The organism is Lamprobacter modestohalophilus, from assembly GCF_016583905.1.
Classification (GTDB): domain Bacteria; phylum Pseudomonadota; class Gammaproteobacteria; order Chromatiales; family Chromatiaceae; genus Lamprobacter; species Lamprobacter modestohalophilus.
Genome location: NZ_NRRY01000055.1, coordinates 19,538 through 29,622 on the forward strand (window position 1 = coordinate 19,538; position 10,085 = coordinate 29,622).

Genomic DNA, 10,085 nt, shown 5'->3' on the forward strand with positions numbered 1-10,085 from the left:
TCTAGGAGAAACCCCATGCAGCCCAAAAACTTGGCGGGCATGGTGCAGCGTCTCGTTGAGACCGGTGAATCTCAGCAGCTCACTCAGGAACAGCTGCGCGAGTTTCATGCGGAGTATCGGCGCGAAGTCGCGCCAACGATTGACGAGCACCGTGAATGCCAGCGCCGCGCCTACGAGGATAGCCGCGACATCACGCTCAACTAACCCAGCCTGACAAGCACAGGGATGTCCGAGATCAATAAGCCATTGCCGCAGTGTGGCAGCGCGACGTGCAAGACCCTGATTTCCTAGCCGAGCACGGCGCTTACTACGCCCGATGGAGCTATAAGGTTCCACGATTCTGTCATCGCCTGCACTTCTTCTCGACGTCGCCTACCTCTCACGACGTCCTCGATGCAATCGAGGCTTGGTCTGCGGAGACGGCGCGCGCCGCCTATCTTGGCTTTGTGACGATCCGCCCGATCGTCCAGAGCCCAATCGGCGCAACCTTCCTCAAGCGACCGGACCAGGCCAACAATGACTTTGTGTGCCACCGACGCCTGGCTGCGCTGGCCCCGCGCGCGGCTGATCTGCTTTGAGCCGCTGCCCGAGCCCCCACCAGAGGCTAGATGGACGGCAGTGCGGTCAGGTTCAGTGCCGGACCGAGCTCAGTGCAAGACCTCGTCGAGGTTGCGGGCGTCGATGGCACGGTCGAACCAGCGCAGGAGGGTGTCGGGATCAGCCTGCGTAATCCGCTCGCGGATGGGCTCGCTGGGTGGGCCGAATTTGCGCTCGATGAGATGCAGTAGGGTGGTTGCTCGGCCGTGTTGTTCGCCAAGCTGTTTGCCTTGGGCAATGTAGCGGTCGATGAAGGTTTCCATCAGCGGTTCTCCGGAGAAGGTCTGTTCAAGTAGGGTGCGCGCTTGCTGCTCATCCAGGCGCCCAGTGCCTTGGACAAAGTAGCGCAGCAGGGATTCCAGAATGTCGAGCGCGGTGGGGTCGCGGCTGACCTTGGCGATCAATTCGAGCAGCTCTCGGAAGCGCTCTGCGGGTTGGTCGCTATAGATGTAACGCAGTGCGAGCTGCACCAGTCGTGACAGCACCGCGCCCTTGATCTCGGTGTTGCTCCTGGCCGAGATATCGTGCAACGCATAGCCAAACTGGGGCACGAAGGGCTTGAGCGCCTCGGGCAGGGGGTCGATGAGGTCGTGAAAGTGCGCGGGTGCGCGCCAGTGTTCCTGTCCATGGTAGAGCACCAGCGGGTAAATGGGTGGCAGGCTCTTGGCCTCAGGGTTCTGGTCGCGGTACAGCTCGCCGCTGGCGACAACGTAGCGCAACAGTTGCAACAGCACCCAATGCTCGGAGCGGCTCTTGTGCTCGAAGAGCAGATAGACCGAGAGCTGAGTGTTGCGATAGGGAATCTGGTAGATCAGATCGGAGTAGACCTTGCGCAGGGCCTCGGTGACGAAGGTATCCGGCGAGATGCTCATTCGCTCGAGGTCCAGCTCGGGGAGCAATGCGGCGGGCAGGTGATGCTGCAAAAAGTCGCGCGCAATCACAGGCCGCGCGAAGTTCTCGCGGAAGAAGCAGTCGTGCGGTGTCGGTGTCGTGGTCATGGAGCGAGTATAGCCGCAACCTGACATCATCTCTGCGGTCTGTGGGACGCTCATCGTCAACAGCCGTTCACCCACCCGGACCGCTGCGCGCCTGGATCACCTTCTTCAAGCACTGGCAGGAGGAGTTCACCATGACCACCGTCGCCCACGAACCCGTCCAGCAAGCCATGAACCGCATCCGCCAACTTCCCTGGCCTAGGTCCCGGCTTCCCGGCCGGGACGACGAGAGAAGGAGGGCATTCCAGCCGCCCTACGTCCGTCATTCCAGCACGGCTGCGCGCTGGGCGAGCCTGGCTCCTTTTCGCGTCATTCCAGAAAGATCCAAACCCCACCCGGCTGCGAGACCGAGCGCGCCTACATCCTCGCCGTGCTCCTCGACGACTGGCTTGGCCTGCCTTTTCGCCTGACGCAAGCCGCGCGCGACGATGTCAGCATCCGCCTCACCGATCAGCCCGGCGAGTTGCGGCTGCCTGACCATTTTTTCAGCCAGTTCCGGGAGGCCCCGGAGGCCTGGCTCAGCGACGCCTCGCTGCCGGTCTTAACACCTGCGGTCCAACTGCCGAGCTGGGATAGCCGCGCGCTAGCGCCAGACATCCTGCTCACCGATCCGCGGCTGCCGATCCTCTATGGCGACGCTGAAACCAGCCCCGGACCTAGGCGCGCGGCCGAGCAGGGCGACCGCATCGATCTCCCACTCGATGTCTTCGGCGCCGCCTTCTTCATGCTCTCGCGCTACGAAGAGGCCGTGCTGCCCGATCGCGACAACCACGACCGTTTCCCGGCCACCGCCTCGCTGGCCCAGCGCGCCGGCTTTCTCGATCGACCGATCATCGATGAGTACGTCGAGATCCTATGGGCCGCGATGCAGCGACGCTGGCCCCGCCTGCAGCGCAAGCCACGCCAAGCCCGCACCCTGGTCAGCTGCGATGTCGACAGCCCGTTCGCCTTCAACGCCGGGTCTGGGTCACGCGAAAGACTGGCCACGGAAGAACACGGACGCACACGGAATGGACAAGAAGCTCCGTTTCCGTGGACTTCCGTGTTCTTCCGTGGCAAAACAACGGCCGCGGCGGGCTATCGCCTCGGCCGCGCCGAATGCTCCGTCATCGCCGAGCGCTACCTGGGGCTGGGTTACAGCGACCAGGCCCTGGCCCTGATGCAGCGGTATCGCGACACCTGCCAGCGCTTTGCTGGCGACTTCACGCTGTTATGGCATAACTCGCACCTGGGGTCCGAGGCCGATCGGCGGTTTTATCGGGCGTTGGTGGGTTAATATCCGGCACCCAGTCGCCTATCATCAGCGAAACAGCCGACGCCTATGCAGCGCACTTCGCCCGAAGGAGACGAACAGATCGACCCCCTTAAGTTCAGCCGGCACTTGACCGCGGACAGGCGCTTATGAAGCCACCACCCTCAGAAGCCGTTCCCGACGTTTTCGCACGCGAAGTCCGCCGGCGCCTGGGCACACACCTCAAGGATCTGCGCCTCTTTGGTTCGCGAGCCCGAGGCGACGCTCAACCCCATTCCGACTACGATATGCTGGTGATCGTCGATCGGCGCTCGCCGGACATCCGCGACGCGATTCTGGAGATCGAAGTCGACCTGATCGATCGCTATGAGGCTTTGGTGACATCCATCGTCAGAACCGAAGACGAATGGAAACAGCGGCAAGGCACTCCGCTGGCCCTGAATATCGAGCGCGAGGGGCGGCGAATATGACACCTCACATCGAATCGGTCTTAAGGAAAGCCGTTGAGAAACTCCGTGTTGCCGAAATGCTCGTCGCAAACGGCGCCTGGGATGATGCCGTTTCGCGCGCCTACTATGCCGCTTTTCATGCCATCAGCGCCCTGCATCTGTCACAAGGCCAGACGTTTTCTTCTCATGCGCAATCGATCGGACGATTCAACAAGGATTTCGTGAGGTCCGGCATGTTTTCCAAAGAATTTACAGCCATCCTGACACGCCTGTTCGAGGATCGTCAAAGCGGCGATTACGATGTGTCCGGTTTGGTAACGGCCGAAGATGCACAGCGTGATGTCGACGATGCCCGACGACTGCTCGAAGCCATCGATGCTTATTTACGCACAGCATCATAACGCGCCAACCGCGTCAGCCTCGACGATCCGCGCCAGCGCGCCCTGCTGCGCCAGATCCACGCGCGCGGCCACGAGATCGGCCTCCACCCCGGCTACAACAGCGATCGTCACCCCGAGGCCATGGCCCGTTCCGTCGCCACCTGCGCCGCGTGCTGGCCGAGGAGGGCATCGATCAACCCCAGCTCGGCGGCCGCCAGCATTATCTGCGCTGGGAAACACCCACCACCGCACGCCTCTGGGACGACAACGGTCTGGACGATGACAGCACGCTGAGCTACGCCGACCGCCCCGGCTTTCGCTGCGGCACCTGTCGCGAGTATTCGCTGTACGATCTCCAGCAGCGCCGCCCCCTGCGCCTACGCGAGCGCCCGCTGATCGTCATGGAATGTTCCGTCATCGCCGAGCGCTACCTGGGGCTGGGTTACAGCGACCAAGCCCTGGCCCTGATGCAGCGCTATCGCGACACCTGTCATCGCTTTGGTGGCGACTTCACGCTGTTATGGCATAACTCGCACCTGGGGTCCGAGGCCGATCGGCGGTTTTATCGGGCGTTGGTTGGCGAACATGCCGCAGACCATTTCCGCTGAGAGATCTGAGCGTACCAACGAATTGCTTGATCAAACAGATATTTGTTAATACAATTTGACTATGATCGCCTGGGATGAATCGAAGCGACGCAGAAACTTGGCCACACGCGGCTTAGATTTCGCCGATGCGGACGCTTTGTTCGATCACCCAGTGGTCACATGGGAAGACGACCGTGAACCCTATGGTGAGCAGCGTATGAATCTGCTCGGTTGGCTTCATGGTGTCCTGGTTCACATGACCTATACAGAGCGCGGCGATGACTTGCACGTCATCAGTCTGCGTCGGGCGGAAAAGCATGAAATCAGACGCTACGCACAAGCCATTTCCTAACACGCCAGAACAATGGGAAGCCTTGATTGCCGACGCACCGGGTGAGGATCGCCCGCTGACCCCCGAGGAAGAGGCGCAATGGGCCGATGCCATCGTGGTGCATGAGGGCGGCTACCCAGCCGTCAAAGCCGCCCTCGCCGAACGTCGACGCACGCGCGGCCCGCAAAAAGCGCCGATCAAGGTGCCAACCACCATCCGCTTCGACACCGATGTGCTGGAAGGCCTGCGCGCCACCGGCAAAGGCTGGCAAACGCGCGTGAATGACGCCATGCGCGAATGGCTGCGCGCTCACTCAGCATAGTGCAGGACATCGGGAAACGGGGACACCCCAGGCGCAAAATGTGTTCTCGCTGGCCTAGCCTGCGGCGCAAGCCGCGTCAAGCCCGCACCCTGGTCAGCTGTGATGTCGACAGCCCGTTCGCCTTCAACGCCGGGTCTGGGTCACGCGAAAAGCACGCTGAGCTACGCCGACCGTCCCGGCTTCCGCTGCGGCACTGAAAAACCGGACCCGTCCCGGCTTTTCTCGCATTTGTAGCCCATCTGAGCTACGATGTAATCACAAATCTCGATATGTAGAATAAGTCATGAAAACTGTGGTGCGTGCTCGGATCAGCGAAGACATCAAGAACGAAGCGTCCGCCGTACTTGAAGCGATGGGGCTAACCGTATCGGATGCCTTTCGCATCATGATGACCCGTATTGCGCGTGAACATGCCCTGCCGTTCGAGCCCCTGATCCCGAACGAGGAAACCATCGCTGCCATGCGCGCTGCGCGCAAGGGCGAAACAGAAACCGTCACCTTGAATCAGCTGCAATCCGTCCTCGATGCGGACGATTAAGCAAACCAAGCGTTTCAAGCGTGATTTAAAACGCGAGGCCAAAGGCAAACATAAAGCCGGCTCGCACGCCGAACTTGGGATCGGCTAGCTCCCCCAACAGCAGGCGTCAATGGAGCCATGCGCATCCCAACACGAAAAACGACAACCTGCGGAAGTCAGGGAGAGACGTGGTGACCTCCAAGATGGTGCGCGCTTGCTGCTCATCCAGGCGCCCAGTGCCTTGGACAAAGTAGCGCAGCAGGGATTCCAGAATGTCGAGCGCGGTGGGGTCACGGCTGACCTTGGTGATCAAGCCGAGTATTTGTGTCATCGCTTCAATATTGACTTCTTTTTGAAGCGAATCTGGCCTATATTCGCTTCATGTGGACTTGGCAGCACCCGGATTGGCCGAACTTCCGATACGACCCGGCGGCGTTTCAGCCGCAGGTCGACACCTTTCGCCTGAAATCCGAGCGTTTGATGGGTCGTGTAGAGGCGTTGCCGGCGGATCTGCAGTCCGATGCGGTCATTGGCCTGATGCTGTCCGAGGCGATCAAGACCAGTGCGATCGAGGGGGAGTCGCTGGATCGGGACACGGTACGCGCTTCGCTCTTGCAGTTGATTGCCAAAGACACGGTTGCGCCCCGGCATCAGGACGAGAAGGCGGCGGGGGCGGCAGCGCTGATGGTTGACGTTCGCGAGCATTGGGCGGCCCCGCTGGATGATGAACTGCTGGGTCGGTGGCAGTCGATGGTGGTGGTGCATCAGCCATTGAGCCTGGTAATGCGTGGTTTGTATCGGAATGCGCCCGAGCCGATGCGGATTGTCAGCGGCGCCTACGGACGCGAGCGCGTGGCCTATGAGGCGCCACCGTCCGCGCGCGTCTATGAGGACATGGCCCAACTGCTGACGTGGTACAACCGGACCAATCCGCTCACGACCACGCCCAGCGAGGCGATCGCTGGGCCGGTGCGCGCCGCTGTGGCGCATGCCTGGTTCGAGTTGATTCATCCGTTCGACGATGGCAATGGCCGGGTGGGGCGGGCGATTGCCGACCATGCGCTGTCACAGTCTTTGGGCTACCCGACGCTTGCCTGTCTTGCCACCGCGATCGAGCGCAACCGAAAACGCTATTACGACGCGCTGCAGCAGGTCTCCAGAGGATCGCTCGATCTGAACGCCTGGATCGCGTTTTTTATCGATGAGGTCAACCAGGCGCAGGAAATTGCCAGAGGCGAGATCGACTTTGTGTTAAGCAAGGCCCGCTTCTGGGAGCGCTATGCCGGTCAGCTTAACGCGCGTCAGTCCCGCATGGTCAACCGGGTCTTCGCCGAGGGCACCAAGGGCTTCGAGGGCGGCATCAGCACCGGAAAATACGAAAGCCTTTGCAAATGCTCACGCGCGACCGCCTATCGCGATTTGTCGGCGTTGGTCCGCATGGGCGTGCTCGAAGCCCTGCCCGGCGGCGGCCGTAACACGCGGTATCAGTTGCGGATGCCTGCTGTGACGGCGGTGAACGTTTGACATGGACCACTCAAATCCTGATGCCCCGCGGACCAATTGCCGCGTTGGGATAGCCGCGCGCTGGCGCGAGCCATCCGGAGACACCACCATGGCCCTGGCCCAGGAAGACTGACTTGCTCGCCAAATTTGCTCACAATGGGAGCAAAAAACAGACCTGCCGGGCTTTCAGATGTTGCATTGGGCTCGATCGAAAATGTACACTTTGAATGCGTACATTACCAGGAGATGGATATGCCCCGTACCATCGTCGAAAACAATAGCCGACTGGCCCTGCGAGTGCGCCCCGACGACAAAGCGATACTGATGCGCGCCGTGGCGATCGAACACACGCACATGACGGACTTCATCCTCCGGCATGCTCTAGAGGCCGCACGCCAGGTCATCGACCGAGCCGAGCGCCAGCCCCTTTCCGAACGCGACAGCCTACGGGTTCTCGACGCACTGGAGAACCCACCGGCACCGAACGCCAAGCTCCTGATGGCCGGACGACGCTTGCCGAAGACCCCATGAGCGCGCTACCTGATTGGCGCGAATCGCCAGTCTCCAAGTGCCATGACCGCAACGCCTTCGATTGCGGTGATCCCGAGCTGAACGACTTCCTGCGGCGACACGCACGACAGAATCACGAGAGAGGCGGCGCAAAAACCTTCGTCGCCACGCCTGCCGATGACGACAGGCGCCTACTTGGTTTCTACAGTCTCAGCCCCGCTTCACTCGACTATGCGCGAACGCCCACCTTGATGAAAAAAGGCCTCGCCCGGTATGACGTACCAGTGTTCCGGCTGGGGCGGTTGGTTGTGGATCTGAGTGTTCAAGGTCGAGGCTTGGGTGGGCAGCTCTTGCTGAGCGCCGGCCGTCGCTGTCTAATCGCCGCCGCTGAGGTCGGCGGGGTCGCCCTGTTGATCGATGCCAAAAACGAACGGGCCGCCTCGTGGTACGAGCGCTATGGGGCCGTTCCGCTCCTCGATACTCCTCGATCACTGCTTCTGCCGCTGACCACGATCGCGGGGGCTCTGACATGCCAATAGCATGCCTTGGCGCAGCCCCGTGACCCAAGCATAGCGCCCACGCACCGCGAGCCATCCGGAGACACCACCATGGCCCTGGCCCAGGAAGACCTCCAACAAATCGGCGAGTACGTCAAAAACCACATCGGTGAATGGATTGCCGAGCAAAGCCTTGGCAAACCGCCCGTGGTCTATGAGATCGAACTACGCGAGCGCATGGTACGCGTCGAGGAAGAGCTCAAGCACCAACGCGAGTTGATGCGCCAAGGCTTCGAGCAGGTCGACAAGCGCTTGGATCTCATGAAAACCGACATGGACAAGCGTTTCGAGCAGGTCGACAAGCGCCTGGAGCTCATGAAAACCGACATGGACAAGCGCTTCGAGCAAGTCGACAAGCGCTTCGAGCAGGTCGACAAGCGCTTCGAGCAAGTCGACAAGCGTTTTGACGAGATGCTCAAGCGCCACGACAAACACTTCCTGTGGCTGATCGGATTCATCGCCACTGGCGTTGGCCTGGTGATCACCGCGATACGCTATCTCTAAGCCGACCGCCCGCTTACCCTCCCTGGCCTGGGTCCCGGCTTCCCGGCCGGGACGACGAGAGAAGGATGGCATTCCGGCCACTTCCCCTCCGGCATTCCGGCCACCTCACGTCCGTCCCTCCAGCGGGCGCACTTAACAGGGCTGCGCAGCGGATGTCCAGCTAGCGCCAAAGGTTAGCGCACTGCTAGCATGTCAATAGCAAGCCTTGGCGCAGCCCCGTGCCCCAAGCATAGCGCCCACGCACCGCGAGTCATCCGGAGACACCACCATGGCCCTGGCCCAGGAAGACCTTCAACAAATCGGCGAGTACGTCAAAAGCCACATCGGTGAATGGATCGGCGAGCAAAGCCTTGGCAAACCGCCCGTGGTCTATGAGATCGAACTACGCGAGCGCATGGTACGCGTCGAGGAAGAGCTCAAGCACCAACGCGAGTTGATGCGCCAAGGCTTCGAGCAGGTCGACAAGCGCCTAGAGCTCATGAAAACCGACATGGACAAGCGTTTCGAGCAGGTCGACAAGCGCCTGGATCTCATGAAAGCCGACATGGACAAGCGCTTCGAGCAGGTCGACAAGCGCCTGGATCTCATGAAAACCGACATGGACAAGCGCTTCGAGCAGGTCGACAAGCGCTTCGAGCAAGTCGACAAGCGTTTTGACGAGATGCTCAAGCGCCACGACAAACACTTCCTGTGGCTGATCGGATTCATCGCCACTGGCGTTGGCCTGGTGATCACCGCGATACGCCATCTCTAAGCCGACCACCCGCTTACCCTCCCCGGCCTAGGTCCGGGCTTCCCGGCCACATCTCCTCCGTCATTCCGGCCGGGAAGCCGGAATCCAGTGCAGGGAAAGCAACATCGCAGCAGACAACAAAGCTCAGCAGCCAACCACCCGCTTACCCTCCCAGGCCAGGGACCCGGCAACCAATCTCGCTCAAGCGCGATGTCGAGGCGACAGGCGGCCCACTGCGAATCGAAGTTGAGCTTCCCGACGGCACTAACGCTGAACAAGCCTGGCCACTGTTCGCTCCCGGTGATCGCCTTCAACACCGGCGCCCTGCAGGACATCGTCGCTCACTAACACACCCGTTATCTGGCTAACGCATTTCAGAGCGAGGATCTGGCCTCACGGCATCGCCTAGTGCAACCCTGTTAAATACCTGAGACCGTTCCCAGATAGTAACCTCGTCATTCTCATCATTCACATAGCGACTGACCGGAGGTTCGTACCGATGCCGCGCTGTACTGCAGCCCCAGTTGACATCTCTGACAAAGACGCTCGCGTCCTGCAAGCGCTGGAGCGCCGACACAACGCGCCCCAAGGATTGGTCAAGCGCGCCCAGATCATTCTCCTCGCTGCGCGCGGGGTCGGTGTGCGCGCCACGGCCGAACGCCTCGGCCTCGGCCGCGCGACGGTGCAGCGCTGGCGTCGCCGGTGGTCGAGTGCCGCGGCAACGGAGTCGGCCCTGGAGCGCCTGGTCGATGCCCCGCGCCCGGGCACGCCGCCGACCTTCAGCCCGGAGCAGATCTGCTCGATCCTGGCGCTTGCCTGCGAACCGCCCAAGCGCGACGGTCAAGAAC

The 10,085-nt window shown here is 61.3% G+C and carries 17 protein-coding genes; 15 read left to right on the forward strand and 2 right to left on the reverse strand.

All coding sequences use genetic code 11. The annotated features are described in order from the left end of the window. Positions 1–15 precede the first annotated feature (15 nt). Together CKO42_RS21790 and CKO42_RS21795 are read left to right on the forward strand one after the other, a co-directional pair. Complete coding sequence (locus CKO42_RS21790; protein ID WP_200248896.1) at positions 16–204, forward strand: hypothetical protein; 189 nt, start codon at positions 16–18, stop codon at positions 202–204. A gap of 65 nt (positions 205–269) precedes the next feature. Further along, the gene (locus CKO42_RS21795; protein ID WP_200248898.1) at positions 270–578 is read left to right on the forward strand and encodes a hypothetical protein; all 309 of its coding nucleotides are present in this window, start codon (positions 270–272) and stop codon (positions 576–578) included. 69 nt (positions 579–647) lie between these two features. Here CKO42_RS21795 and CKO42_RS21800 read toward each other — a convergent pair whose 3' ends face one another. Then, positions 648–1,595 (reverse strand): Rpn family recombination-promoting nuclease/putative transposase, encoded by a 948-nt coding sequence (locus CKO42_RS21800; RefSeq protein WP_200248901.1) that lies wholly within the window; start codon positions 1,593–1,595, stop codon positions 648–650. Between the two features lie 367 nt (positions 1,596–1,962). Between CKO42_RS21800 and CKO42_RS21805 the strand changes: the two genes are divergently transcribed. The 7 genes from CKO42_RS21805 (at position 1,963) to CKO42_RS21835 (ending at position 5,451) form a co-directional block, all read left to right on the forward strand. After that, positions 1,963–2,868: a DUF7033 domain-containing protein gene (locus CKO42_RS21805; protein ID WP_207148797.1), complete on the forward strand. Its 906-nt coding sequence runs from the start codon at positions 1,963–1,965 to the stop codon at positions 2,866–2,868. 125 nt (positions 2,869–2,993) lie between these two features. Continuing rightward, positions 2,994–3,314, forward strand: coding sequence for a nucleotidyltransferase domain-containing protein (locus CKO42_RS21810; protein ID WP_200248904.1), 321 nt, complete (start codon positions 2,994–2,996; stop codon positions 3,312–3,314). Further along, positions 3,311–3,694, forward strand: coding sequence for a HEPN domain-containing protein (locus CKO42_RS21815; RefSeq protein WP_200248906.1), 384 nt, complete (start codon positions 3,311–3,313; stop codon positions 3,692–3,694). Before CKO42_RS21810 ends, CKO42_RS21815 begins: the two co-directional genes overlap by 4 nt. A gap of 149 nt (positions 3,695–3,843) precedes the next feature. Then, positions 3,844–4,281, forward strand: coding sequence for a polysaccharide deacetylase family protein (locus CKO42_RS21820; RefSeq protein WP_200248909.1), 438 nt, complete (start codon positions 3,844–3,846; stop codon positions 4,279–4,281). Between the two features lie 61 nt (positions 4,282–4,342). Beyond that, positions 4,343–4,612, forward strand: a complete 270-nt coding sequence (locus tag CKO42_RS28625) for a BrnT family toxin (protein WP_200248912.1) — start codon at positions 4,343–4,345, stop codon at positions 4,610–4,612. Then, on the forward strand, positions 4,578–4,913 hold the full coding sequence (locus tag CKO42_RS21830; protein WP_200248914.1) for a BrnA antitoxin family protein: 336 nt from the start codon (positions 4,578–4,580) through the stop codon (positions 4,911–4,913). The genes CKO42_RS28625 and CKO42_RS21830 overlap by 35 nt, the downstream gene beginning before the upstream one ends. 295 nt (positions 4,914–5,208) lie before the next feature. After that, positions 5,209–5,451, forward strand: coding sequence for a type II toxin-antitoxin system RelB/DinJ family antitoxin (locus CKO42_RS21835; RefSeq protein ID WP_476737483.1), 243 nt, complete (start codon positions 5,209–5,211; stop codon positions 5,449–5,451). Between the two features lie 106 nt (positions 5,452–5,557). Here CKO42_RS21835 and CKO42_RS21840 read toward each other — a convergent pair whose 3' ends face one another. Then, on the reverse strand, positions 5,558–5,761 hold the full coding sequence (locus CKO42_RS21840; protein WP_200248922.1) for a hypothetical protein: 204 nt from the start codon (positions 5,759–5,761) through the stop codon (positions 5,558–5,560). Between the two features lie 50 nt (positions 5,762–5,811). On the opposite strand from CKO42_RS21840, the gene CKO42_RS21845 reads away from it, so the two are divergent. The 6 genes from CKO42_RS21845 to CKO42_RS21870 form a co-directional block, all read left to right on the forward strand. Next, positions 5,812–6,954, forward strand: coding sequence for a Fic family protein (locus CKO42_RS21845; protein ID WP_200248926.1), 1,143 nt, complete (start codon positions 5,812–5,814; stop codon positions 6,952–6,954). A gap of 231 nt (positions 6,955–7,185) precedes the next feature. Beyond that, a complete protein-coding gene (locus CKO42_RS21850; RefSeq protein WP_200248930.1) occupies positions 7,186–7,464 on the forward strand; it encodes a type II toxin-antitoxin system TacA family antitoxin in 279 nt (92 codons plus the stop codon). Further along, a complete protein-coding gene (locus CKO42_RS21855; protein ID WP_200248933.1) occupies positions 7,461–7,982 on the forward strand; it encodes a GNAT family N-acetyltransferase in 522 nt (173 codons plus the stop codon). The genes CKO42_RS21850 and CKO42_RS21855 overlap by 4 nt, the downstream gene beginning before the upstream one ends. A gap of 69 nt (positions 7,983–8,051) precedes the next feature. Beyond that, complete coding sequence (locus CKO42_RS21860; RefSeq protein WP_200248936.1) at positions 8,052–8,504, forward strand: hypothetical protein; 453 nt, start codon at positions 8,052–8,054, stop codon at positions 8,502–8,504. 268 nt (positions 8,505–8,772) lie between these two features. Next, a complete protein-coding gene (locus CKO42_RS21865) occupies positions 8,773–9,258 on the forward strand; it encodes a hypothetical protein (protein WP_200248940.1) in 486 nt (161 codons plus the stop codon). A 478-nt stretch (positions 9,259–9,736) separates the two neighbouring features. Then, on the forward strand, positions 9,737–10,085 hold a 349-nt coding region (locus CKO42_RS21870; protein ID WP_200248944.1), incomplete at its 3' end, for a helix-turn-helix domain-containing protein.

Coding starts and splice junctions, on each gene's coding strand:
- CKO42_RS21790 (WP_200248896.1), top strand. CDS start 16: ATGCAGCCCAAAAACTTGGCGGGCATGGTGCAGCGTCTCGTTGAGACC.
- CKO42_RS21800 (WP_200248901.1), bottom strand. CDS start 1,595: ATGACCACGACACCGACACCGCACGACTGCTTCTTCCGCGAGAACTTC.
- CKO42_RS21810 (WP_200248904.1), top strand. CDS start 2,994: ATGAAGCCACCACCCTCAGAAGCCGTTCCCGACGTTTTCGCACGCGAA.
- CKO42_RS21815 (WP_200248906.1), top strand. CDS start 3,311: ATGACACCTCACATCGAATCGGTCTTAAGGAAAGCCGTTGAGAAACTC.
- CKO42_RS28625 (WP_200248912.1), top strand. CDS start 4,343: ATGATCGCCTGGGATGAATCGAAGCGACGCAGAAACTTGGCCACACGC.
- CKO42_RS21830 (WP_200248914.1), top strand. CDS start 4,578: ATGAAATCAGACGCTACGCACAAGCCATTTCCTAACACGCCAGAACAA.
- CKO42_RS21840 (WP_200248922.1), bottom strand. CDS start 5,761: ATGACACAAATACTCGGCTTGATCACCAAGGTCAGCCGTGACCCCACC.
- CKO42_RS21845 (WP_200248926.1), top strand. CDS start 5,812: ATGTGGACTTGGCAGCACCCGGATTGGCCGAACTTCCGATACGACCCG.
- CKO42_RS21850 (WP_200248930.1), top strand. CDS start 7,186: ATGCCCCGTACCATCGTCGAAAACAATAGCCGACTGGCCCTGCGAGTG.
- CKO42_RS21855 (WP_200248933.1), top strand. CDS start 7,461: ATGAGCGCGCTACCTGATTGGCGCGAATCGCCAGTCTCCAAGTGCCAT.
- CKO42_RS21860 (WP_200248936.1), top strand. CDS start 8,052: ATGGCCCTGGCCCAGGAAGACCTCCAACAAATCGGCGAGTACGTCAAA.
- CKO42_RS21865 (WP_200248940.1), top strand. CDS start 8,773: ATGGCCCTGGCCCAGGAAGACCTTCAACAAATCGGCGAGTACGTCAAA.